16 protein-coding genes are annotated in these 23,373 nt (G+C 70.1%); 5 read left to right on the forward strand and 11 right to left on the reverse strand.

The window, feature by feature from the left end; genetic code table 11:
• Positions 1–50: 50 nt before the first annotated feature.
• From HUA78_RS23430 to HUA78_RS23475, 10 genes are all read right to left on the reverse strand, one after another.
• Entirely contained in the window at positions 51–3,299 is a 3,249-nt protein-coding gene (locus HUA78_RS23430; RefSeq protein ID WP_174477194.1) for a carboxypeptidase regulatory-like domain-containing protein, read from the reverse strand.
• Between the two features lie 127 nt (positions 3,300–3,426).
• On the reverse strand, positions 3,427–6,633 hold the full coding sequence (locus HUA78_RS23435) for a carboxypeptidase-like regulatory domain-containing protein (RefSeq protein WP_174477195.1): 3,207 nt from the start codon (positions 6,631–6,633) through the stop codon (positions 3,427–3,429).
• Positions 6,634–6,705: 72 nt separating this feature from the next.
• Positions 6,706–9,924 carry an AAA family ATPase gene (locus HUA78_RS23440; protein WP_174477196.1) on the reverse strand — a complete coding sequence of 1,073 codons (3,219 nt, stop codon included), beginning with the start codon at positions 9,922–9,924 and terminating at the stop codon, positions 6,706–6,708.
• Positions 9,921–11,177, reverse strand: coding sequence for a DNA repair exonuclease (locus HUA78_RS23445; protein ID WP_174464776.1), 1,257 nt, complete (start codon positions 11,175–11,177; stop codon positions 9,921–9,923). Before HUA78_RS23445 ends, HUA78_RS23440 begins: the two co-directional genes overlap by 4 nt.
• A gap of 87 nt (positions 11,178–11,264) precedes the next feature.
• Entirely contained in the window at positions 11,265–14,522 is a 3,258-nt protein-coding gene (locus HUA78_RS23450; protein ID WP_174477197.1) for a carboxypeptidase-like regulatory domain-containing protein, read from the reverse strand.
• Between the two features lie 71 nt (positions 14,523–14,593).
• Positions 14,594–14,791 (reverse strand): hypothetical protein, encoded by a 198-nt coding sequence (locus HUA78_RS23455; RefSeq protein ID WP_174455969.1) that lies wholly within the window; start codon positions 14,789–14,791, stop codon positions 14,594–14,596.
• A gap of 118 nt (positions 14,792–14,909) precedes the next feature.
• Positions 14,910–15,779: a cyclopropane-fatty-acyl-phospholipid synthase family protein gene (locus tag HUA78_RS23460; protein WP_174460258.1), complete on the reverse strand. Its 870-nt coding sequence runs from the start codon at positions 15,777–15,779 to the stop codon at positions 14,910–14,912.
• Complete coding sequence (locus HUA78_RS23465) at positions 15,776–16,513, reverse strand: hypothetical protein (protein ID WP_174460257.1); 738 nt, start codon at positions 16,511–16,513, stop codon at positions 15,776–15,778. The genes HUA78_RS23460 and HUA78_RS23465 overlap by 4 nt, the downstream gene beginning before the upstream one ends.
• Positions 16,510–17,865, reverse strand: coding sequence for a HAMP domain-containing sensor histidine kinase (locus tag HUA78_RS23470; RefSeq protein ID WP_174477198.1), 1,356 nt, complete (start codon positions 17,863–17,865; stop codon positions 16,510–16,512). The genes HUA78_RS23465 and HUA78_RS23470 overlap by 4 nt, the downstream gene beginning before the upstream one ends.
• Positions 17,862–18,179: a hypothetical protein gene (locus HUA78_RS23475; RefSeq protein ID WP_254623859.1), complete on the reverse strand. Its 318-nt coding sequence runs from the start codon at positions 18,177–18,179 to the stop codon at positions 17,862–17,864. Before HUA78_RS23475 ends, HUA78_RS23470 begins: the two co-directional genes overlap by 4 nt.
• A 425-nt stretch (positions 18,180–18,604) precedes the next feature.
• Between HUA78_RS23475 and HUA78_RS23480 the strand changes: the two genes are divergently transcribed.
• The 3 genes from HUA78_RS23480 to HUA78_RS23490 all read left to right on the forward strand — a co-directional run bounded on the left by HUA78_RS23480 (position 18,605) and on the right by HUA78_RS23490 (position 21,164).
• Positions 18,605–19,504, forward strand: coding sequence for a halocarboxylic acid dehydrogenase DehI family protein (locus HUA78_RS23480; protein WP_174460256.1), 900 nt, complete (start codon positions 18,605–18,607; stop codon positions 19,502–19,504).
• Complete coding sequence (locus HUA78_RS23485) at positions 19,501–20,406, forward strand: alpha/beta fold hydrolase (RefSeq protein WP_174460255.1); 906 nt, start codon at positions 19,501–19,503, stop codon at positions 20,404–20,406. The genes HUA78_RS23480 and HUA78_RS23485 overlap by 4 nt, the downstream gene beginning before the upstream one ends.
• Positions 20,407–20,486: 80 nt before the next feature.
• Positions 20,487–21,164 (forward strand): hypothetical protein, encoded by a 678-nt coding sequence (locus HUA78_RS23490; RefSeq protein ID WP_174464771.1) that lies wholly within the window; start codon positions 20,487–20,489, stop codon positions 21,162–21,164.
• Between the two features lie 19 nt (positions 21,165–21,183).
• On the opposite strand, the gene HUA78_RS23495 is transcribed toward HUA78_RS23490, so the two are convergent.
• A complete protein-coding gene (locus HUA78_RS23495) occupies positions 21,184–21,918 on the reverse strand; it encodes an SAM-dependent methyltransferase (RefSeq protein WP_174455962.1) in 735 nt (244 codons plus the stop codon).
• Positions 21,919–22,110: 192 nt separating this feature from the next.
• Here HUA78_RS23495 and HUA78_RS23500 point away from each other — a divergent pair, with 192 nt between their 5' ends.
• Both HUA78_RS23500 and HUA78_RS23505 read left to right on the forward strand, forming a co-directional pair.
• The gene (locus tag HUA78_RS23500) at positions 22,111–22,896 is read left to right on the forward strand and encodes an alpha/beta fold hydrolase (protein ID WP_174455961.1); all 786 of its coding nucleotides are present in this window, start codon (positions 22,111–22,113) and stop codon (positions 22,894–22,896) included.
• A gap of 24 nt (positions 22,897–22,920) precedes the next feature.
• Entirely contained in the window at positions 22,921–23,361 is a 441-nt protein-coding gene (locus HUA78_RS23505; protein WP_141646985.1) for a hypothetical protein, read from the forward strand.
• Positions 23,362–23,373: the final 12 nt, after the last annotated feature.

Below are 23,373 nucleotides of genomic sequence, written 5' to 3' on the forward strand. Positions count from 1 at the left end.
GGTTCGCGCGGTGATGACTTTATCGCGAGACGTGCGCGTATGCGGGGCGCCTACCGCCGGATGGCCTGCCAGACGGGCGTCACGTCGCGCACCACCGTGCCCGCTTCGGGAATGTCGATGACCTCGCGATAGCTGCCCCGCCAGTCGTTGGAGATCAGGATGAGCGTCAGCTTTCCGGAGGGGAGGTTCCGGAAGGTCATCGTTCCCTCCTTGCTGACTTCATGAGGAAGGGAACGTTCGCGCAGTCGCGAGAAGTCGTAGCCCTCGCGCGACCAGGAGTCTTCGCCGGAGACGAGCACCAGGGTGAAGCGCGGTGGGCTGCGCACGCGCAGCTCCAGGGTGGCGCCTTCGGACCGCGCCTTCAGCATGATGGAGACTCCGCCGCTCGCGGGAATCTGGACGCGCCGCGAGTCGTAGCTTTCCAGCCTCCCTTCGCCAGCAGCGGCGTGCATCCAGTAGGCGCCTGGCGCGAGGTCTCGCATGACGAAGAGTCCCTCGGCGGGGACCTCGATGGTGTAGGGGGACGACTCCCTGCCTTCACGGTCCAGGAAGACGGTTGCGCTCGTGGGTTGACCTCGCGCGTCCAGGACGGAGAACACCACCCGCGCGCCCTTCTCCAGGCGCACCGTGAGGTCTTCCTGGGAACCTGGGGCCAGGTTCAGTTTCCTGGAGAGATAGCCGCGGGCCCGGACGTTCAGTGCGGAGGAGCGCTCGTCCACGCGAGCGATGGAGAAGCTTCCATCCTTCGCGGTGTACGCCTGGGTCCAGTATGTGTAGGGGTGGAGCGTCACGCTGTCGAAGTGTTCCACGTCGGGGATGAGCAGAGCGCCCTCCACCGGGGCGGAGGTCTCCGCGTCCAGTACACGTCCGGCCACCTTGCGTCCCGCGCTCATCCGAAGCTCGCCCAGGTCCACCACCGCCGTGTCGTGAGGCACCTCGACCTGACGGAATACCGGCGCCAGGCCCTCGGCCTTAAGGATGACGGGCCACGAGCCCGCGCTCCCCACGTCCAGCGAGAACTCGCCTTGGGGATGCTCCACGTCCTCTCTCATGAGCTGGAAGCGCGTGAGGGGCTTGCCGTCCGGGCCCACCACGCGCCCGTGGATGCGGGCCCGTCGCGACATGACGAGGCGGACAGGCGGTCCGCCCTCATGGGCATGCAGTGAGTCGAGCCCGGGTCTGCCGCCGGTGGACAGGTGAGGCGCGAGGCGGAAGGACTGCTTCGTCACGCTCAGTTCCACGTCCTGGCTCGGCAGGTTTCGCAGCGTGAAGTGCCCGTCTGACCGGGTGCGCGTGACGGGGTCCGCGGCGTGGTGGCGATGGCCCACGCGCCACTTGGGAGTGGAGTCCGGCGGAGACTGGATGAGGACGTCGGCGCCGGAGAGCGGTTGTCCTTGGGTGTCCACCACGGTGCCTGACAGCGTCCAGCCCGCCTCGAGGCGCAGGTCCACGTGGGCCTCCTGCCGCGCTCCCAGCTCCAGGTGTCGGGTGACGAAGCGCTCCACGGCGCCGGATTCGTGGACGGCTTCGAGCACGTACCGTCCTGGCTTCATGCCCCCGAATGCATAGTGGCCTCGCGTGTCCGTCCGGGTCTCGCTCAGCACCTCTGGCCACGGGCTGCTCGTCGTGCCTTCTTCGGGCGGCTCGGTCGACAGGCGCACGAGGAGCCCAGGCATGGGCGTTTCCAACTCGTCGAAGACGGTGCCGGAGACAGTGGCTCCTCGCTTCAAGACCCAGCGGACCTTCGTGTCCGGGGCCTGGACCTGGAGCTCCTCCATGCGGAAGCGAGGCTCGTCGAGGAGCTTCAGGAGGAAGGACCCCGGCGTGGGGAAGTTCAGGTGGAACCGGCCCTGCTCATCCGACCGGGCCTCGTAGGGCGCGAGGAGGAGCGTGTCGTCGGTGTCCTCGGAAGGAGGATTGTCGACGGTGACGTACACGTCCGGGACGGGGCTCCCTGCTTCATCGACGAGGACCCCGTCGACCCAGAGCGGGGTGCGCAGCGTGAAGTCGAGCCGCTTCGTGCCAGGACTCAGCTCCGCGAAGGATTCGCCGGTGGGAAAGTGTCGAGGGGAGGTGAGCTCCAGTTCATGGGGCGCGAGGGACAGCGGGCCGAGCCGGTAGTGGCCCATGGCGTCCGTGGTGGTCTCCACGGACTGGCGCTGTGCTCGACGTTCCTGGATGAGGAGGCGCACGCCTTCGATGGCGGCTCCGGCTTCGTCCGTCACGGTGCCTTCCAGCATGGCTCCGGGGCCCAGCTCCACGACGACCTCTTTCTGGGTGTCGTGGGTCTTCATGTCGACCAGGGCCCTGCCGTGGTGCTCGCCCTGGGTGGCGTCGAGCTGGATGTGATGCGAGGCGAGCGGCTCGAAGGTGAAGCGTCCCTGGGCGTCCGTGGTCTGCTGCTTCGCGGATCCTGGGGGCATGATGCCCCGCTCGTTGAGGGTGATGTCTCGCAGTTGGACTGTGGCCTGGGGGACGGGGGCGCCCTGTTTCGTCACTCGACCGACGAGGCGGCGGGGACGCAGGAGCTTCACGGACTCGGCGAACCAGGAGCCCTTGAGGTCCGGAATCCAGCCGTCTCTTGTGAAGGCGAGGGCGTAGTCTCCTGCGGGGAGCGGGCCGATGCGAAAGCGCCCGTCCGCGTCCGTCTCCACGTCGAAGAAGCGGGTGAAGCCCTGATGCACGGCCATCACCTGGACCTGGGGCAGGGCCGCGAGGGCCTCGTCGATGACCGTGCCCTCCAGGAACACGCCCCCTTCGAGCCGGAGCTGGAGTCCCTCCGTTCCCGCGAGGACTCCCGGTTGCAGCCGCGCACCTCGCGGGTCGATGGCCCAGAGAGTGAACGCTCCCTCAGGGAGCTGTTCGAGGGTGAAGCGGCCGTCTTCGTCCGTGACGGTCTCCGCGTACAGGGGCGCTTCTCCCTGGCGGGAGAGGAGCAGCTCCAGCGTGGTGGCGGGTTCCGTGTAGAAGCACAGGGTGAATTCCCGACGGTCTCCGCGACGGTGGGGCAGCACTTCCTCACACGTCAGCTCGGAGAGTGTCTGATGTGCTTCGGAGCGGGTGGCGGTGATGCGGACTCCCGCGAGGGGGCCCTGGTCTCCGTGCACGACACCTTGGATGCGCAGGGAACCTTCGGCCCGTGGCGCGGGCGCGGGCAGGATGAGGCCCGTGCTCTTTCGTGGCGCGGGGGCTCGGCGGGGGGCGGGCACATCCTCTGACTTCAGGAGGTACGGCACTCCCAGCGCGCCCACCAGCGTGAGCACCGCGAGGGTGAGCGCCACCCGTCGCGACTTCCGCATGTCGTGTCCACTCGCCACGTCCGGGAATGTAGCAGTGGAGGACCCCGGGGCGCTGACGCGAACCTCGCGTGCTCGTCACCCACGTGCGTGTCGTGCGTCGACGCGGTTCGTGAGACTCGACAATCCTCTACGGGGTGTGGCGCTTGAGTCGCCGCCATGCAGGCGTCACGTCGCGCACCACCGTGCCTTCCTCGGGGATGTCGATGAGTTCCCAGTGAATGTATTCCTGGTTCGGCCTCATCAGGAAGAGCGTCACCTTGCCAGGAGGAAGGTTTCGAAAAACCCTGGCTCCGGAATCGCTGAGCTGGCTGGGCAGTCCACGGCTATCCAGCTCACTCACGTCATTGGTGCGCTCCGGCAGGGGGACTTCACCCACGAGGAGGATGGGGCTCAAGCTGTCATCGGTCTTCACCCCCAGCTTCAGGGTTGCCCCTTCGTGCCGGGCCTTGAGGGTGATGGCAACCCTCCCGCTCGCTGGAATCTGGACGCGCTGGAGTGCGTAGGTGGCGGGGCGGTCCCAGGAAGAAATGGCTCGCACCTGGTAGTCGCCGGGCCCCAGGGTTCGCACGACGAGCAGGCCGCTCTTTGGGACCTCGATGTAGCGAGAGTTCATGACCTCGCCATCGCGGTCCACGTAGACGGTGGCGTTGGTGGGCTGCCCCCGCGCATCAAGGACGGAGAACTCCACTTTCGCGCCGTGATCGAGGAGCACCGCGAGACCTTCCTGAGGTCCAGGTGCCAAGGTCAGTTGCTTCAAGGGGTAGCCACCGGCCTCAATGAACAACGTGAGGGAACGCTCCTCCACGTTGGGAAGCGAGAAGGAACCATCCCGGGCTGTCTCCACCTGCTCCGCGAGACGGTGGAGTGGCTCTCCGCGCATCCGGTCTGGAGCAATGCGAAGTGTGGCACCCGCGACGGGCGCGGACGTCTCCGCGTCCAGCACGCGCCCGGCCACCTGACGTCCAGGGCTCATCCGCAGCTCGCCCAGGTCCATGACCTCGGACTCGTCATGCAGCTCGACCGCTCGGGATATCGGCGCCATTCCCCGTGCGCTGATGTTGAGGCGGAATGAGCCCGGGCTGTCCACGTTCACGGAGAACTCGCCGCGCGGGTGCTTGACCTCCCAGGGCATGTTGAAGTGCGTGATGGGCTTTCCGTCGGGGCCCACGACGCGCCCCTGGACGCGTCCCTCCCGCTTCATGACCAGGCGCACGTGGGGGGCACCCTCGCGGACGAGAAAGTCCCCGGAGTCATGGTGGCCGCCCGTGGAGAGGTGGGGCGCGAAGCTGACGCCCGTGGTCCATGCGCCCAGCTTCAGTTTCGGTTGCTGGAGGTTCCGCAGCGTGAAGCGTCCATCGGCTTGTGTGATGGTAACGGGTGGCCCTTCACAGGTCCTCTGATGACGTCGCCACTCCGGCGCCGACTCTGAAGTCTCGAGGAGGCCGACCGCGGCTCCCGCGATGGGGTTGCCGGCGGTGTCCTCGACGATTCCCGACAGCGTCCAGCCCGCGGCGAGGCGCAGGTCCGCTTGCGCTTCTTCCTGGTCGCGCAGCTCCATCGATTGGGATGCGCTGCGCTCCACGGCTCCGGAGGTGTGTATGGCTTCGAGCACGTATCGCCCCGACTTGAGCCCCCCGAGCGTGTAGTGGCCTTGTGGGTCCGTCGTGGTTTCGCTCATGTGGGGCACATCGGGCTCCTGGCTCCACAGGCTCACGCTGACCTCGGGCAAGGGCGTTCCCAGTTCATCCCGGACCGTCCCCGAAACACTCGCCCCCTGTTTCAGGACCCAGCGGACATTCGTGTCGGGAGCCTGGACCTGGCGTTGGTCCTCCGCGAAGCGCTCTGACCGAGACTTCAGGGTGAATGTGCCAGGCAAGGCGAGGTCCAGGTGGAATCGTCCTGCTCCATCTGACTGGGTCCTGGCGATAACGAATGATCCACCGCTGGGCGCTTGCGGCTTCTCATGAATCTCGATGCTGACGTCCGGAATCGGGCGACCTGCCTCATCGAGAACGACGCCATCGACCCAGACGGTGGGGCGGAGCGTGAAGTCGAGTCGCTTCGTGCCGGGACCCAGCTCAGGGATGGCTTGCTTGATACGAAGGTAGCGACTCGCCGAGACCTCGACCTCATGGGGCTTGAGGAGCAGAGGGCTCGCCCGATAGTGGCCAGCGGCGTCGGTTCTCGCACTCGCGGCTTCGTGGTTGTCGACGTCACGGACGGTGATGGTGGCTCCTTCGATGCCAGCTCCAGCCTCGTCTTGCACGCGTCCTTCGAGAAGGGCCGCATGGCCCAGCACCAGCGTGACCTCCGACGAGGTCCCAGGGACCTTCAAGTCGACCTCGGCCAGCGCGTGTTGCTCACCCTTGCTGGCACTGAGCTGAAAGGACTGGGGCGGAAGCTCCTCGAAGGTGAAGCGCCCCTGCTTGTCCGTGATGCGCATCGCGGAGGGAGGGCTCCTGTACCGCCGCTGGGTGACGTCATGCATGGAGACCGTCACGTTGGGGGCGGGCGAGCGCTGGTTCAACACCTGGCCGGTGATGCGCCTGGGGCGAAGGAGTGTCAGGGGATTGTCGGGCCACTGGTTCGCCAACGTGGGAAGCCAGCCGTCTTTCGCGAAGGTGATGGCATACCTTCCGGAGGGAAGCGGACCCATGCGGTAGCTGCCGTCCGTTCCGGTTTCCCCGTCGAAGAAGCGTGTCGACCCTTGATGCACGGCCATCACCCGGACCTGGGCCAGGGGCACGAGGTCCTCGTCGATGAGCTGTCCCTTCAGGAAAAAGGCTTCTCCGAGTCGGAGCTGAAGTCCCTCCGTACCCGCCGCGACTTCCGGCTGGAGTCGTGCGTCGCGCGCTCCGATGGCCCAGAGCGTGAAACGACCTTCGGGCAGGTTGTCGAGGGTGAATCGACCGTCTTCCGTGGTGAGCGCCTCCGCGTACACGGGGGCCTCTCCCTGGCGTGCGAGGAGCAACTCCAGGGTGGTGTCTTCCTCATCGAAGAAGCACTCCGGAAACTTCGCGTGACTCCCGCCGGTGTGCCGCCGCAGCACTTGCGAACAGGGCAGCTCGGAGAGGGTTTGACCTGGCTCGGGGCGCGTGGCCGTGACGCGGACTCCGGCCAGGGGACCCTCGTCTCCGACGACGATGCCTTGGATGCGCAGGGTGCCTTCGGCCCGTGGCGCGGGTGGAGCCAGGATGAGGCCTGTGCTCCCGCGAGGCGCGGAGGCTCGGGGAACAGACGGGGCATCCCCGGGCTTCGGGAGGTGCCACATGCCCAGCGCGCCCACCAGCGTGAGCGCTCCGAGAGTGACCGCCATCTTTCGCGACGTCCGCATGCCGCCTCCGCTCGCCACGCTCACGAGTGTAGCAGCGGACGTCCCGAGAGCCCCGAGACCCGGAGTCTCGATTCAGCCAGCTTGGAGCGCGGCGATGGAGTCGCGGGACTCCAGCGTTTGCGTCTGCGCGCCCTCGGCCTCGAACAGCTCGCGCAGCCAGGGGTGACAGGTGAAGGCAATCACCTGCTGGTGCTCGGCGAGACGGGCCAGGAGATGGATGGCGCTTCGGGCCCGGCCGGGGTCGAAGTTCACCAGCACGTCGTCCACGATGAGCGGCAGCGCGCCTCGGGTCTCTCCGAAGTCGCGCACCACCGCGAGACGGAAGGCGAGGTAGAGCTGCTCGCGGGTTCCCCGTGAGAGCTGAGCCGCGCTCCAGTCCCGCTCGCCGTCGCTCACGCGCAGCTCACGCTCGTCACCTGCGGGGATGAACACGCGGCGATAGCGGCCCTCCGTCAGCAGGGCGAAGTGCTCCGAGGCGAGCTGCACCACGCGCGGCTGCTGCTCCTCCTCGAAGCGTCGACGCGCGCGTCCCAGCAGGGCCAGCGCCAGCTTGTCCTCCGCGTAGCGCGTGGCGAGCTCCGCCACCTTCGCGCGCAGGGTCTCCTCCTGGATGCGCAGGCGCGCGAGCAGGTCGTCGTTCTCCCACTGCTCGAGCTGGTTCTGCGTGGCGCCCTGCTCGGTGAGCACCTCCTTCGACTTCTCCTGCGCCTCCGCATGTCGGGCGCGCAGCTGGCTCAGCACCGTGCGCAGACCTTCTTCTCCGCCCAGGGCGCGCAGGGCTTCGCGGGCCTCGGTGTCGGACAGTCCCGTGCGAGCCTCGATGCGGTGGGCCAGCTCTCGCGCATGGCGGGTGAGCTCCGCGTGGCGGTGTGCCTGCACGGCGCGCCGACGGAAGGTCTCCTCGTCACCGCCACCGCCCTCGGAGAGCAACGCCGCGAGAGCGGCTTCTTCCGTGCGGCACAGTTCATCGAGGTGGGCCTTCTCCTCGCGCAGCTCGCGACGCCGCTCCTCCGCCGCGCGTCGCTCCGTCTCCTGCTCGCGTGCTGCCTCCAGGGCCGCGTTCACTCGCAGGACCACCAGGTCCATGGAACCTGATGACTGGGACACGGGCGCTTCAGCTTCAGGGAGGAGGCCTTCCATTGCCAGCGCTCGCAGCCGAGAGACCACGTCCGCGCAGGCCGCTTCATCGGCGGACAGCGCCGCCTCGTCCGCGACCAGGTCCTGCCACCGCTGCCGCAGCGCCGAGGCATCGCGCCACAAGGCCAGCGCCGCCTGCGCGGGGAGCCCCGCCGGGAAACGTCGCGCCGACAGACACGTCGTCAGCTCCATGCTCAGTGACGCGTGCCGCGCCTCGTGCCCGCGCAGCAGCTCATCCGCCTGTCGTTCGTCGCGCAGCGCCAGGTCATGCGTGGCGCGCAGCGTGTCCCGCTCGCGTGACAGTGCCTCGCGTCGCCCCGCGTGCTCCAGTGCCTCCGCGAGCACGCTCTCGCGGGCCGTCATGTCCGAGGACGTCGCCGCCGGAGACAGCCCCGCCTCCGTCGCGGAGGCGAGCAGCTCCCGACGCGCCAGCTCCTCGCGAGCCACGTACCCCGAGAGCTCCACACGCAGTCGCTCCTCCTCCTGCTTTCGCGACTGCTGCCGAGCCTCCCGCGCCCCACGCTCCGCATCCCGCGCGGACTCCACCCGCCGCCGCGCCAGCTCCAGCAGGCCCGTCAACATCAGCCCACCCGCGAGCCCCAGCACTCCCACCACCGTGCCCCCGAGCAGCCACGCCGCCACCGCGAGCGTCACCGCCACGGCCGCCGCCACCGGCACCCACCACACTGGAATCACCGGGCTCGACGCAGTCGGAGGCTCCGTCACCAGCCCCCGCAGTTCTTCAATCCGCCGCCGGGCCGCCATCTTCTGCTCACCCAGCCGCTCCAGGTCCAAGCGCGCGTCGCGCATCCGCGCCAGCCCCGTCTGCTGCTGTCGCACCTGCGCCGGACGGACGTCTGGAAGCTCCGCGAGCTCCGACTCCGCGCGCGCCAGCACACCCTCCAGCCGCTCCCGCTCCGAGCGAGCCCGAGCCAGCGCCCCACCCACCTCGCGCCGCCCCGTCTCCTCCACGTCCAGCCGGGACGACAGGGCCTCCAACCCCGCGCGAGCCCCCGCGCTCAAATCCAGCGCCACCAGCCCTGGCCCATCCACACCAAGCCCCAGCTCCTCCAGCGCCGACTCCACCTGTCGCCGCTTCATCCCCAGCGCCGCGCGCCGCGCCGGCAACGCCCGCACCAGCTCCGAGCGCTCCGAGTACGCCGCCACCGCGGCCCGCAGCGCGTCCTCCTGCCCTCGCACCGGCGAAGGAGCGGACAGCCGCGCCAGCTCCGCCTCCGTGAAGCTCAACTGCTCCGCGAGCCGGGCCACGTTCCCGCGATGCGTCCTGCTCTGATTCAGCGCTGCCTCCAGCCGCGCCTCGCCGCCCTGGGGGAACGTCTCCAGCGCGGGGAGGGACTCCAGCTCCGTCCGGGCGGTCGCCAGCGCGGCGACATCTCCCAGCGCCGACTCCAGCCGCGCCAGTCGCTCCAGCTCGCGGCTGTCCTCGTGCACGCGCGACTCCAGGCCGCCCAGCTCGACGCCGAGTGACTCCAGCCGCTCCCGCTTCGCGAAGTAGAGCGCGGGCCGGTTGCCCACGTCGCGGAGCTGCTCCTGCACCTCCTCCAGCTCGCGCAGCTTCACGTTCAACTCGGACTTCGAGCCGGTGGGCTTGTAGAGCTGCTCGGCGCTCTTGCTCAGCTCGGACATGGCGACGGGCAATCGTCGCGCGCCCTGCATGCTCGCGGCGACGAGGGCCTCGGACACTCCGCGCTCCTTCGCGAACTGCTCGAACCCCGTCAGCTCCTCCAGCCGGAAGGCGAAGACATCGAAGAACAGCTCGCGTGTGACGTGGCCGCGCGCGGCGTGCAGGCGCTCCTCGGACACGGGCTCGCCCTCGGACCCGAGCACGGTCAGCGTCTCCGACTTCTTGCCCCGAGGCGCGGCCATGCGGCGCACGAGCAGCGGCCCCGATGCCGTGAAGAGTCGAAGCTCACCGCCGATGGTCGTGTCCTCGTCCAGGGCGGCATACCGCTCCGGGTTCCCCCGGCGCTCGAACCCGAACAGCACGGCGCGCAGGAAGGCGAGCAGCGTGCTCTTGCCCGCCTCGTTGGGGCCATGGAGCAGATGCAGCCCGGGCCCCAGCTCCAGCGTCAGGTCCGAGAAGTGCCCAAAGCGCCGCACCCGCAGCGTATCGATGCGCAACCCTGGCTTCATGCCCCCTCCTCCTCTTCGTGAAGCGCCTCCACGCCCAGCAGGCTCGCGCGGGAGATCCACTCCGTCCGTGGCATCTCCAGCACATCCACCCCCAGTCGCTTCAGCCGCTGGCCCAGGCTGCCCAGCGCTTCCTGCTCCCACAGTCGCGCCAGCGCGACCGGGTCTTCTTCCAGCAAGCGCGCCTCTTCCAGCAAGGTGCGCGCGAAGCCGCCTTCCGTCTGGAGCGCTTCCCAGTCCAGTTCCGGACGACTTCCATCCCGCAGTGACTCCAACAGCACCGGCGGATGCCCCCGCGCCAGTCGCGCGCGCAAGTCCTCTTCCAACTGCGCCAGCGCTCCGGGCCGCGTGAGCTCGCGATGCAGCGGCCCGCGCCCCGTGAGCACCAGGCGCACCGCGTGGCCGTCCAGCTCCCGCGCGCACGCGGCGTCCACCACCTCACCCACCGTGCCCAGCAGCGCGTCCAGCGTGGCCACGCCCGTCAGCGGCACCTCCAGCCGATGCCAGCGCACCGTGTCCACCGGCACGAAGCGCCGCCGCATGCCCCCGTCCTCCACCTCGACCAGCACGCAGCCGCGCTCCCCTGTCTCCAGCGCGTGCCGTCCCTGCGGATTGCCCGGGTACACCGCCATGCCGCCACCGGGCAGCATCAGCTCGCTGCGCGTGTGCACGTGTCCCAGCGCCCAGTAGTCCAGCCCGCGCGCGCCCAGGCCCGCGGGGGTGCAGGGCGCGTAGTTGGCGTGTCCCTCGGCGCCGCCCAGGTTCGCGTGCAGCAGGCCCACGCTGAAGCCGTCCCCGGTGCGACGGAAGCGCGCGGACAAGTCGTCGCGCACCTCCACGTCCGGATAGGAGATGCCCTGCACGCGGCACAGCCGACGTCCCTCGCGCCGCACCTCCGCCTCTTCCCAGTCCGGGCCGAACACCTTCACCGACGAAGGCAGCCCCAGCGTCCCGGTGTCGCCGCTGAGCGGATCATGATTGCCGTGGACGATGAAGGACTCGATGCCCGCGTCGTGCAGCCGCCCCAGCTCGCGCCGCAGCGCCAGTCGAGCGCGCACCGAGCGGTCCTTCACCTCGAACAAGTCTCCGGCCAGGAGCAGGAAGGCGACGCGCTCGCGCAGGCACAGGTCGACGATGCGCGACAGCGCGCGAAAGGTGGACTCCTGGAAGCGTCCCAGCAGGGGTCCTTGTGCGGCCACGCCACGGAAGGGAGTGTCCAGGTGCAGGTCGGCGGCGTGGACGAACTTGAAGTGCATGTCGGGCCCCGCACCGTACCCGAAGCACGGCGAGGAGCCTGCTTTCCACCCGCGGCGCCCGCGCGCTGTCAGCCAGGCGAGAGGCGCTCACTTCGCCGCGACGTCGAGCCTCCGCCAGGACGGCTGTAGGGTGACTGACACCGTCCCTCCCGCCGGGATGTCCAGCTCCTCCATGTGGAACTGACCGGGCACGTCGGACGTGTGGAAGAAGACGGTGACCCTGCCCTCGGGGACATGGGTGAAGACGACCTCCGGGTTGTCCTCCCTGTACTGCCAGGGCAGGCCCTGGAATATCAGGTGGCGCAGCGCCGATGAGGTGCTGGGAGGCGGCACCACGCCGGGTACCAGTCCCAGGCCCACGCCCACTTGCGAGGGCAGGCGCAGCTTCACCGTGGCCCCTCCCGTCGCGGGCAGGAAGGCCACCGTCAGCGCTCCGCGCTCGGGCAGGTCCACGCTCAACGGCTGGAAGTCCGGCAGTGACTCGTTGCGGTGCCGCGCAATCAACTTGAGCGCATAGCGGCCGGGCTCCAGGCCGCGCAGCGTGCTCACGCCCTTGCCCATCTCGACCAGGCCTTCGTCGCCCGCTCCCTGGTAGCTGATGAACGCGTCCAACGGACGGCCCTGGCGGTCCCTCGCCGTCACCTTCACGCGAGCGCCAGACTCCATCCGCGCTGTCACCTTCTCCTGCGTGGCGGCCACCGGGACGCGCAGCTCGCGGTAGTTGCCTGGGTGGCTCATCCGGAGGGTGTGGGGACCGGAAGCCACCTTGTCCAGATAGAACTCGCCGTCGCTGTTCGTGCGCGCGCCCGCGAGCTGGCCCCGCTCACCGTCCTCGTCAGGCTCGGCGTCGAGTTCGACCGTGGCGCCCTTCACCGGCGCGCCTGTCTCCGCGTCGAGCACCAGCCCCTGGATGTAGCGCCCCTCCTCCAGCCGGATGTCCCCCAGGTCGACATCCGCCACGTCCACGCCGCCCTTCACCGCGCGCGTCGCCGTGGGCATCTCGTACACGCTGAAGAGGTACTGACGGGTGATGGGCTCTTCGTGGAGGGGGACGGCGAAGGTGCCGTCCTCGCTCTGGACCCGCGTGTGTCCGACGGTGAAGGAGTGCTGGGGCGCGCCGTCTGGTCCGAGGAGCCGTCCCCGGACGTGGGGGTGGCGCCGGAACACCAGCCGCACCTGCTTCGTGTCCGCCGTGAAGTGGACGTCCTCGCCGCTGCGCACGACTCCCGAGCAACGCTCCGGCAGCAGCTCATGGCCTGGCTTGATGGCGAACAGCGCATGGTCGAGGGGGCCCAGGCCGCGAAGGACGAAGCGCCCCTCCGCGTCCGTGAGGACACCGCGCGGTCTCTCGTGCCGGTCCCCGTGGATTTCGATGAACTTGGGGCCATCGACCCTGGCCAGGGACTGGGCTCGCACGGAGAGGCCCTGGACGGGCTGGCCGGCGGTGTCGACGGCGATGCCCTCCAGCGAGTGCTCCTCCTGGAGCCGCAGCTCCACCTTCGTCACCGTGTCCGGCAGCAGCTCCACGTCGGCCCAGACCCTCCGGTCCACGCTGGACGCCCATTGCTTGGCCTCCACGCGATAGCGCCCCGGGTAGATGCCCTTGCGGCGGAAGTGGCCCTGGTCGTCCGTGCCCTCGGTCTCCAGCAGGCGTTCCTGCTCGTCGTCGTGGTCCAGCGGGAGCACGTTCACCATGAACCGCGCCACCGGCAGGCCGCGCGCATCCGTCAGCGTCCCCTCCACCGTCGCGCCCGCGCGCAAGGTGAGCGTCACCTCGGGGCCAGGGGCTGTCGCCACCACGGTCTCATGGACGTAGTCGTCACTGCGCGCCGTGATTTCGTAGGAGCCGCCGGCGCGCGTGGCATCCATCACGAAGCGTCCGTCCCGGTCGGAGAAGGTCAGCTCTTGCGGCTCGTAGTCCTCGGGGCCTTCGGTCCCCATCAGCTCCATCGCCAGGGGCACGCCCGATATCGGCTGGCCCGCGCCGTCCACGACGCGACCGGTGATGGTCTGCGTGCGCTTCAGCGTGAAGTCCCGAGGGCCCATGCCGCTAGCCAGCTCGTGCTCCTGGCCCACCGTCAGGTCCACATGGCCTTTCGCCTCGACGGTGAACTCCCACGGGCCGGGCTCCACGGGGCCCAGGCGGTAGTGGCCGTTCGCCGCGGTGACTGCCTCCAGGGACTCCCGTCCGCCCTGTCTGAAGTGCGCCTTCACACGCGCGCCCTCCACCGCGCCGTGCGCATCGTCGAACACCGTGCCTTCGACCTGGAGCGCCTCGCCCAGCTTCAACACCACCTCGGGAGGAGGCGTTGAGCCCAGCTCCACTCGCGCGAAGGCGTATCGGCCCCCTTGCTCGACTGTGAGCGCGTACCTGCCCGTGCTCAGCTCCAGCGTGAAGCGTCCCTCCGCGTCCGTCTTCGTCCGGGGAACCGGTGCCCCGTCGTCCAGGTCGGCGCGCGCCGCTCGGACCTCCACTCCCGGAACGGGCGCTCCGTCGGACAGCACCCGGCCGTGGAGCGCGCGGGGCCGATACAGCGTCACCTCCCGGACCTGGTCGCTGTACCGCTCCGGCGCGAGCGTCGGCAGCCAGCCCTCCTTCGTCGCGAGCACCTGATAACTCTGGCGGGGAAGGGGCCCCAGCTTGAAGCGGCCCTGGTCATCCGTGCTCGTATCGAAGAAGCGGGTGTGGTGCATGCTGACCGCCGTCACCGCGACGCCCGCCAATGGCTCGCCGTCCCCGTGGACCTGTCCTGTCACGAACCACGGCGGCTCCAACAGCAGCTCCACGTCCTGGCTGCCGGAAGGAACGGCGGGGCGCAGCGCGGTGCCCCGCTCGGAGAGCGCGAGGAGGGCTTGAGGGCCCTCGGGCAGTCCCTCCAATACGAAGGCGCCGTCGTCGCGCGACACGGTCTCCGCGTGGATGGGAGCTTCACCCTGCCGCGCGAGCAGCAGCGCGGTGAGCGTGTCCTCCACCTGCGGCAGACACCACGGGAGCTTGCGCCGACCCTGGGACGCATCGACCAGCGCCTCCCAGGAGGGAAGCACCTCCTCCGGACAGGGGAGCTCCGACAACGTCTCGCCCGCCTCCGGCCACGACGCGGAGACGCGCGCGCCCGCCACGGGTCGACCCAGCGAGTCCACCACGGTGCCGCGAATGGACAGTCCCGCTCCCGCCTGCTCCGCCCGCGTGGGCGCGGACGTGCGCGGAAGCGAATCCCCCGAGGCGCGCCGGGGCGCTGGAGCGACTTCGCGCGCGGGCGCCATGGGCTCGGTGCTTCCGAGCATCCACCACGCCAGGAGCGCGAGCACCCCCGCGATGACGCTCCCCCACTTCCACCCGCGCATGATGTGCTCCGGCTGTCCGACGACGTCGAGTCGTCACGATAACAGCCGGAGCCCACCTGGCGCGGTTGGCGCTACCGCACGGTGCCCGCGTCCGTGCCCTTCGTCGGCTTGCCGGACCCGCCCGTGCCCTGGTGGTCCAGGGCGCCCTTGTTGTCGCCAGAGCCACCCATGGCCCCGGAGTTGTCCTCACGGCTCCGCTCACGGCACCCCGTCATCGTCAGGGCCGCCGCCACCGCCGCCACCGTCAGCCATCGCGTGAAAGTCCTCATCGCGCGCTCCTCCCTTTTTTAAGGCTCGCCCAAGGCTGGGGCCGCACCGCGCGCGGGGCATGGTGTCCCGGGGTGCTTGCTTGCTCGTCAGCCCCGGGCCGGAGGACAGGCGCGGTGCTCAGTCCTCGCGGCGCAGCACGAGCAGCGCGTACTCCAGTCCGCCATCCATCAACGCCTGCTGGAGTCGCAGGTGCTCGCGGCGGGACTCCCCTCGGGCGAGGACGCGCGCCGGAGGCTGACCGGGGGACGTGAAGCGCTCGTGAGCGAGCAGCTCCAGCGTGAGAGACCAGAAGCCCACCACGCGCGCGGACACATCGTCGCGGACCTCCAGCTCCAGTCCGGCGGCGTGCGCGGCGGACAGGTATTCGTCCAGGGAGCCGATGCGCGTGCGCCAGTACCGGTCGAAGGGCGCGGCCAGCTCGGGGCGGCCCAGGAAGCAGTCCGCGATGGCCACCACGCCTCCGGGCCTCAAGAGCGCACGCACGCGGCGGAACCACTCCGCGCGCGGCAGGTAGCTGCTGCTCTCCACCGCCACCACGGCGTCAAAGCAGGCGCGGCCCGGGACCGCGAGCGCGTCACAGTGCAGGGGCTTCACGCGCGCGCCCACGCCCTCGATTTCGGCGAACGTGCGCACCAGCTCCACGTGCGAGGGCACGTTCGTCACCGCCGTCACCCAGGCCTGATGCTCGGCGGCCCAGTACAGCGAACCGCCGCCCAGGCCGCAGCCCACGTCCAGCACGTCGGCTCCGCGAGGGAACGAGCCCACCGCGCGCGCCAGCTCCGCGAGCAGGGCCTCCTGGGAGGCGTGGACGCGCTCGCGCACGAGCGGCTCCGGCTCGCCCGGTGGAGGCACGTCGTCCACCAGCCCCACGTGGAAGTGGATGCGGGGGCCGGGCCCGTAGCGACGGAGGATGCGCTCCGTCTTCTCCTCGTAGTAGGCGGCCACCGCGTCATGGCGGGCTTCACACCGTGGGGGTTCCGCCCTCATGGCTCCACCTCCGGAAGTATCGGTTCGATGCGGCGCAGCGCCGCGTCCAGGCAGCGCAAGTCTTGTCCGCGCAGCGCCTCCGCGGCCTGCCTGCCCCACGTCACCACGGTGAGCCGGTCGCTCGGGGGCATGGAGGTGAAGCGCGGGTCCTTGGAGCGGATGTCCTCCGCCACATGGGCGGCCACACCCAGGCTCAGGCCCACCGACACCGCGCGCTCCTCCAGCCACGTCCCCGCCCAGAGCACGCGCAGGTACGCGGCCCACTGTCGCCCGGCGATGCCCTCCGCCACCCGGCGGAACAAGGGCTCGCTCCACGCCTGGGCGCGCACCTCCAGGGCCTGCGGTCCCGCGGCTTGCGCCAACAGCCGTGCGCTCTCCTCCATGGCGTTCGGGAGCACGCGGGCGCGAGGCTCCGCCAGCGTGGCCCAGGCGAGGTTCTGCAGGAGGAACTGCGCGCACGGGCCCATGCGCAGGGGCGTGTCGTAGTAGGTGCAGTCGCCGTCGATGAGGTCGTCGGCGAGGTTGCCCGCGCAGAAGATGAAGAAGAGGCCCACGCCGCGCGCCGTGAGCACGGGGCGCTCCAGTCCGGCCTCCGCGCCGGCTTCGTAGAAGAGGGGCAGGGGGCCCGGCTGGGCGGCCTCCAACGCGGCGAGCACGTCGTGCTCCGACTCCTCGGGCAGCTCCAGTCGCCGCAGCACCCGCAGGGCCTCTTGGTAAAGGGCTCCACCGCTCATCGGTACTCCCTGGGCAGAAACAGGCGCAGCAGGGCTCCGCCGTCCGGGGCGTTGCGTCGGTACAGCATTCCGCCGCTGGCGCGCAGCAGGCACTCACTGGTGTACAGGCCCAGGCCGGTGCCCTCGGGCTTGGACGTGTAGAGCTCCTCCGCGGGGACGTCGAGGAGCGCGGCCGGGAAGCCCGGCCCGTCATCCGCGATGACCACTTCCAGCCGGCCGCTGAGCGGCTCCACCCGGGCCTGGATGCGCACGCGCGAGGCGCCCTGCTTGCCGTCTCCCTCGCAGGCGTTGAGCACCAGGTTCTCCACCACCCGTCGCAGCGTGGTGGCCCCGCCTCGCATCAGCGCGCGCAGCGGCTGCCCCGGCTCCACCGCCACCTCGAAGTCCACGTCCGGGAAGCGCAGGCCCATGCTGGTGCGCACGCCCTCCAGGAGCGGCGTCAGCTCCACCGGCTCCGGCTCCGAGCCGACATAACGCCGGCCCTTCGCGCGAATCTCCCCGACCATGTTCCGAATCTGGGTGAGGCTGTCGTTGAGCGTCTTGACCAGGTCCTCGAAGTCGCCTCGGGCCAGCGCGTTGCGCTGCACCCCCATCACCGCCAGCATGTCCGCCGCGGTGCCCGCCGACATGAGCGCGCTGTCCAGCTCGTGGTGGTAGCCGAGGATTTCCCCCAGCGCGCGCGACAGCCGGCCCACGTCCTGCTCCTGCTGTTCCAGCAATTGCGCCTGCACGGCGGCGCGCAGGCGCTCGGCCTCCGCGCGGGCCTGGTCGTGCTGCACGGCGAAGGTGCCCAGGTACAGCTCCGCGGTGAGGGCGGCGGGGCCGATGACGCCGAACAACACCAGGTGCTCTGGGCTCTCGAGCAAGGGCAGCGCGGCCACCAGCGCCAGCGCCGTGCCCAGGGCGAGGAAGGGCTGCCGGGGCGTCACGCGGTGCAGCCGGCCGTGGAACGCGGTGGTGAAGAGGAAGAGGGAGGTGATGACGGTGGCGCCCTGCAGGTCCGACATCGCCATCAGCGCGGCGAGGAAGAAGTGCAGCGACGTCACGCCGAGCAGCAGCCACAGCCAGCCCCACGTCTCGATGTGGCGCCGCTTCCGGTGGACCGCGGAGAAGAGCAGGCCGCTGACGAGCATGGGCGCCGCGCACAGCAGCCCGTCGACGAAGGAGATGCCGAAGAGGGTGCTCGCGCCCGGCGCCCACGCGACGGCGGCGAGCACCGCCAGCACGACGGTGGTGAGCGCCCACCAAGCCCCCACGCCGGCGGCGGCGAGCACCTCCGCGGTGTCCTGGGCACGCGTCCAGCGCCGGAACGAGGCCGTGACGGCGGCGCCGCCGGCGAAGCGCGTGCTCATACGGTGGTGGACAGGGTGCAGCCCGCCACTCGTTGGAACTCGTTCACCTCGCGCGTGGCGTCCTCGACGCGCTGACGCAGCTCCTGGACGAGCCGGGAGTGTCCGCGCCGCGTGACGCGGACCTCCACCTCTCCACCGGCCAGCAGGTGGTGCAGCGCCTCCATCACCGGCTCCAGCGCGGGGTTGAGTCCCACCGCGCCACCGGGGCCTTCCACGGCGCCCAGGTCCTGGATGCGCTGCAGGTAATCGCTCACCGCGCCGACCAGGGGGACGCTGACCAGCCGGGGTCCCCAGGTGTCGTTGTCGCTGCTCATGTCGTCTCTCCCCCGGGCGCCCGCTGGCGTCCCTCGCTGCGGTGGTGGTGGTGGCGCGCGGGGCCAGACGCCTCACGCGGGGCGTCCGCCTCTCGCCGCGCACCTGGGGGGCTGCTTCGAAATGGCTTTCGATGCGACACGTGTCGAAGCCACATGCTGGTTGCCCCCCGCGAACCAGGCAGGCACGACTCCTTCGTCGCGCGAACGGAAGCAAAGCGAGCCGTCAAGGACGGAGTCAAACCGCTGGAGCCGCGAGTGTTCTTTAGTGTCCGGCGACACCGCCCCGGAGGGTGGCGAGGTGGTGGAGAGCCGACGTGATGTCCGCGAGGCGACTGCCCTGGGAGCGGGGCCTTCCAGGCGGCCGGGTGCGCTGAGGGAGGTGTCCACCGCGCCCCGCCGTTCCCACCGTTGCCGGGGGTGCCGGCATGGCCAGGGTGAGACAGGTGAGCGAGCATGGGGCGGAGGGCGGTGTCGAGCGCGTCTACCACGAGCTGCGGCGGACGATGCGCGTGACGGGCGTGGACGTGTCCTTGCGCACGTGGGCCGCATACCCGCGCTTCTTCGTGGCGATGTGGGAAGCGCTGGGGCCGAACGTGGAGACGCGCGCCTTCGAGGAGTCCGCGCTGGGCCTGTGGCAGGAGGTCCTGGACTCGACGGTGCAGTGGGAGGCGCTGGGCGCGTGGGGCGCGACGAGGCTGGGGCCCAGCCAGCGCTTCCACGCGCGCGGAGCCCTGGAGCTGTTCGAGACGATGCAGCCTCGGGTGATGTTGATGGTGTCCGCGGTGCGGATGGCGCTGGAGGGCCAGCCGGTGGGACAGCAGGGCGCCCTGGGGACGTCGGAGCGGCTGGAGCGTGGCGTCCCCTCGCGCATGGCGGCGATGGACTGGGTGGCGGAGAAGCCGGGCGACGCTGTGCTGCGGACGTTGTTCGCGGACATCGTGAAGACGGTGGGGCCGCCGGGAGTGCCGGGTGAGTACCGCGCGCTGGGCTGCTGGCCCTCGTATCTGGAGACCGCGTGGCGACGGCTGAAGCCGCGCATGAAGGACGAGGCCTTCCAGCGCGCATCGGAGCAACTGTTGGAGTCCGCGCGACGGCGGGCGCGGGCGCTGCCGTACCCGGTGGCGTTGAGTCGCGAGCGGGTGTCGGCGTTGGGGGAGAACGCGGAGGCGGTGCTGAAGGTGACGCAGGCGCTGGAGCGGCGCTCGCCGGCCTTGCTGTTGAACCTGTCGCGGCTGGTGCAGGACGTGCCGGACATGCTGCGTCAGCCGATGCCGGGAGCGTCCCGGCTGGTGCCGGACTGGGTGGCGGCGGAGGAGCTGCGATGAACTGGCGCGAGTGGCAGGGACGACAAGAGGTGATGGAGCTGGGCAGTCGGTTCGTGAGCTACGTGGACTGGGGCTCGGGGCCGCCGGTGGTGCTGCTGCACGGCATTCCGAACTGGGGCTACCTGTGGAGCGGGATTGCGCCGGGGCTGGCCGAGTCGTACCGCGTGCTGGCGCCGGACCTGCTGGGCTACGGGTTCTCCGACCGGCGCGACAGGTTCGACCGTTCGATATCGCGGCAGGCGGAGGCGCTGGAGGCGTGGATGGACCGCCTGGGCGTGGTGGACGCGACGGTGGTGGGGCACGACGTGGGCGGCGGCGTGGCGCAGCAGCTCGCGGTGCGCTTTCCCCAGCGGGTGGGGCGGCTGTGTCTGATGGACAGCGTCTGTTACGACGCGTGGCCCAAGGGGTTGATGGCGCAGCTGGGCACGCCCGCGATGGCGCGCAGGCTGACGCCGGAGCGCCTGACGCGCTTCTTGACGCAGGCACTCAAGCGCAAGGGCTTCGCGACGCCGCAGACCGCGGAAATGCTGGAGGGGTTGCTGGCGCCGTACGCGACGGAGGTGGGGATGGTGTCGCTGTCACGCGACGCGGTGGCGCTGAACACCAACCAGACGCTGGAGCTGGCGTCGAAGCTGGGGCACCTGGTCGTGCCAGTGCTGGTGTTGTGGGGGGAGAAGGACGGCATCCTGCCCGCGAAGTACGGCGAGCGACTGGCGTGGGACATCCCCGGTGCGCGGTGGATGAAGGTCCCGAATGCGGGGCACTTCGTCATGTGGGACGCGCCGCACGCGGTGGCGATGGAGCTGTTCCGCTTCCTGGAAGGGGTGTCGCCGGTGAGTCACGCGACGACGCGCTCGGTGGCGGAGGAACTCTGGGGCTCGGAGGCGCCCGCGCCCGCATGACGGGCGCCGCGTATTGTTGCCTTGGCGGGGGCGGCGTCTTGGTGCTCGCTCCCGGGCCGTCCTCGCGCTAGAGGCGCGGTATGCGTGACCGAATCCAGGCGGTGCTTCGTCAGTTGGCCCAGGCTCCCGAGCTCGAGGCTCGCTGGCTGCACACCCTGTCCCTCATGGAGTTCATCGGGGCGCGGAAGATTTCGCGCACGGTGGCGGACCGTCATCCTTCGCTGGAAGTGCTCGGACATCTGTCCGACGAGACGCGCCACGCGTTCGCCTTCAAGCGCCTGTCTGCCGAGGTGGCCGGGGGTGAAATCACCACCTTCCTCTGTCCGGAGGCGGCGGGCCGCTACTTCCAGGGGCTGGACCACGAGCTGGCCACCTGGGCCACCGCGCACACCGGCCAGCCCGACGTGTACCTGCACTACCTGCTCACCACGACGGCCATCGAGCGCCGCGCCATGGTGCTCTACCCGCTCTACAAGGCGGCCTCGCGCAACACGAGCGTCCGTGAGGAGCTGGGGCGCGTCGTCACCGAGGAGCAGAGCCACCGCCGCACCATCGAGGACGCGTGCGTGGCGCGCCTCACCGCCGTGGGCGCTTCGTTGGAGGAAGCGCTGGCCCTGGAGGAGCGCCTCTTCGGAGCGTTCCTCGCGGAGCTGGAGCCCGCCGTGGAGAGGGAGCTGGCGGCGCTGCCGTCACCCTCGGCCCTCGCGGCTTCCGACGTGGGCGCCTCCGCGGTGCGGGCATCGTCCTCGGTGAAGTAGGGGCGACGCGGACCGTGGACTACGACAAGGGCTGCGCGAGGTAGTCGCTCGCCACCAGCACGAGCTTCCCCTCGCGCCACTCCGCGCGCAGGTTGCGGGCCTTGCGCGCGCGCTTGCGACTGAGCTCCACGCCCACCGCGTCCAGGCCCATGGCGTTGGCCACGGCCAGCGCGGTGCCGTGGCCACAGAACGGGTCCACCACGGTGCGCGTGGACGTGTTCTCCAGGATGAAGCGGCAGGCGAGCTGACACGCGTCGACACCCATGCCGCGCGTCCAGGTGACTTCGCCCGCGTCCGCGAGGACATCCGCGGTGGACTTCGCCAGGTCCGGGCGCACGCCGCGCGAGAAGCACAGGAAGTGGGAGTACGCGGGCCGGCCGTACGTCACCGTCCCGGGGGCGCGGCGACAGACGACCTTGTGCCAGAGCAGGCCCAGGCCTGTCTCCTCGGCGGCGCGTGAGACGAGGTAGCCCTTGTCGACCCAGAGGCCTTCGTCCTTCACGTCCGTTTGATAGAAGATGGCGACGCCGTCATCGGGCACGCGCGTCATCACCAGCGCCGCCGCGCGGATGAACCACGCCTTCCACTCGGGCAGGGACAGCGAGGGGAACTCCGACGCGTCCGGCAGCGACGCCACCGCCGAGCACCCCGCGAGCACCGGCTGGGCCGCCAGCCACGTCAGCGCGTCCTCGCAGTGCACCGTGCGCCGAGCTTCGTGCCGCGCGCCGCCCGTCCCATCCCGTTCGTCCGCCATGAGGCGGCGGACTCTGCCAGAGCGGAACGCCGCCCGTGAGACAACCCACCACCTCCGCTCCCCGCCAACCCGACTCATACCCACCGCGAACGCCTACATGCGCCCCCTGGAACTCTCCTGAGTGTCATGGCTTGCTTTCGCTTCTGCACATTTCTTCAATACTGCTTTATCCTTTTCGTCTGAGGAGACGACATGGGCACGATTTCCGCATCTGACGGGACCTCGCTTCACTATCGCGTCATCGGCGAAGGACCGCGCACGGTGGTGTTGGTGCATGGGTGGATGGTGTCGGGTGCGGTGTGGGACTCGATGGTGGAGCGGCTGGACCTGACGGGGCTGCGGCTGGTGGTTCCGGACGCGCGCGGCACGGGTCAGTCGGGGAAGCCGGCGGGTGGGCATTCGTTGGAGGGGCTGGCGAAGGACGTGCTGGCGGTGGTGGACGCGGTGGGAGCCCAGCGCTTCTCGGTGGTGGGACACAGCATGGGTGGGCAGTTGGCGCAGTGGATTGCGTCGCACGTGCCGGAGCGGGTGGAGGCGTTGCTCTTGCTCAACTCGGTGCCCGCGTCGGGGCTGCCGTTGCCGCCGGATGCCGCGGGGTTGTTCCGGACGTCGGCGGGAGACCGCGAGAAGCAGAAGATGATTCTGGGCCTGGCCTGCAAGAAGCTGTCGCCGGAGTCGCTGGAGTCGCTGTTGAAGGACTCGGGGTCGGTGAGCGCGGCGTCGATTGAGCAGGCGTTCGACGCGTGGACGCAGGGTGGCTTCGCGGACCGGCTGTCGAAAATCGCGGCGCCGACGTTGGTGGTGTCGACGGACGACGCCTTCCTGCCGCCGGCCTTCTTGCGGCAGGCGGTGGTGGAGCCCATCAAGCGCGCGCGCATGGCTCACATTCCGGGCCCTGGACACTATCCGCAGGTGGAGAGCCCCCAGGAGACCGCGGCGGTGTTGTCCGCCTTTCTGGCGGGCTCCGCGCCCGCCTGATTCCGGCTTCGAGGAGGCAGCACGATGGCCTGGAACATGTCCTTCGAGTACGACGCGCAGAACGACGTCGTGACGGCCTACTTCACCGACTGCGTCCTGGTGAATGAGGAGGACGTCCTGCGTTGGCGGCGGGAGGTGGAGGTGCACCTGTCGCGCTACGCGGGGTCTGGCAAGGTGGACCTGCTCATCAACCTGGATGGGTTGGTGGTGAAGTTCACGGCGGGGCGAGTGTTCGGCAAGGAGCGGCGTGAGGTGCTGGAGCGTTTCACGCATCGCTCGTACCGGTTTGGTGGGGACGACATGACGCAGATGTTCGTGCTCACCAGCGGGGCCATCAACGGCGCGGCGGTGAATCACTACGCCACGCGCGACGAGGCCCTGGCCGCGCTGAAGGCCGAGCGCGAGGCCCTGCGTCAGCGCGGGCCGTCTCCGTTCGGTGGAGGCTTCGCCGGCAGCAAGGCGTGAGGGTGGGGCCTG

It is taken from the genome of Myxococcus sp. CA033 (genome assembly GCF_013336625.1).
GTDB lineage: Bacteria > Myxococcota > Myxococcia > Myxococcales > Myxococcaceae > Myxococcus > Myxococcus llanfairpwllgwyngyllgogerychwyrndrobwllllantysiliogogogochensis.

Bases quoted from the DNA above. Each gene is read 5' to 3' on its own strand.
- HUA78_RS23460 (WP_174460258.1), bottom strand. From the start codon at position 15,779: ATGAGGGCGGAACCCCCACGGTGTGAAGCCCGCCATGACGCGGTGGCC.
- HUA78_RS23485 (WP_174460255.1), top strand. From the start codon at position 19,501: ATGAACTGGCGCGAGTGGCAGGGACGACAAGAGGTGATGGAGCTGGGC.
- HUA78_RS23435 (WP_174477195.1), bottom strand. From the start codon at position 6,633: ATGCGGACGTCGCGAAAGATGGCGGTCACTCTCGGAGCGCTCACGCTG.
- HUA78_RS23445 (WP_174464776.1), bottom strand. From the start codon at position 11,177: ATGCACTTCAAGTTCGTCCACGCCGCCGACCTGCACCTGGACACTCCC.
- HUA78_RS23430 (WP_174477194.1), bottom strand. From the start codon at position 3,299: ATGCGGAAGTCGCGACGGGTGGCGCTCACCCTCGCGGTGCTCACGCTG.
- HUA78_RS23475 (WP_254623859.1), bottom strand. From the start codon at position 18,179: ATGAGCAGCGACAACGACACCTGGGGACCCCGGCTGGTCAGCGTCCCC.
- HUA78_RS23455 (WP_174455969.1), bottom strand. From the start codon at position 14,791: ATGAGGACTTTCACGCGATGGCTGACGGTGGCGGCGGTGGCGGCGGCC.
- HUA78_RS23470 (WP_174477198.1), bottom strand. From the start codon at position 17,865: ATGAGCACGCGCTTCGCCGGCGGCGCCGCCGTCACGGCCTCGTTCCGG.
- HUA78_RS23450 (WP_174477197.1), bottom strand. From the start codon at position 14,522: ATGCGCGGGTGGAAGTGGGGGAGCGTCATCGCGGGGGTGCTCGCGCTC.
- HUA78_RS23500 (WP_174455961.1), top strand. From the start codon at position 22,111: ATGGGCACGATTTCCGCATCTGACGGGACCTCGCTTCACTATCGCGTC.
- HUA78_RS23495 (WP_174455962.1), bottom strand. From the start codon at position 21,918: ATGGCGGACGAACGGGATGGGACGGGCGGCGCGCGGCACGAAGCTCGG.
- HUA78_RS23490 (WP_174464771.1), top strand. From the start codon at position 20,487: ATGCGTGACCGAATCCAGGCGGTGCTTCGTCAGTTGGCCCAGGCTCCC.
- HUA78_RS23505 (WP_141646985.1), top strand. From the start codon at position 22,921: ATGGCCTGGAACATGTCCTTCGAGTACGACGCGCAGAACGACGTCGTG.
- HUA78_RS23465 (WP_174460257.1), bottom strand. From the start codon at position 16,513: ATGAGCGGTGGAGCCCTTTACCAAGAGGCCCTGCGGGTGCTGCGGCGA.
- HUA78_RS23480 (WP_174460256.1), top strand. From the start codon at position 18,605: ATGGCCAGGGTGAGACAGGTGAGCGAGCATGGGGCGGAGGGCGGTGTC.
- HUA78_RS23440 (WP_174477196.1), bottom strand. From the start codon at position 9,924: ATGAAGCCAGGGTTGCGCATCGATACGCTGCGGGTGCGGCGCTTTGGG.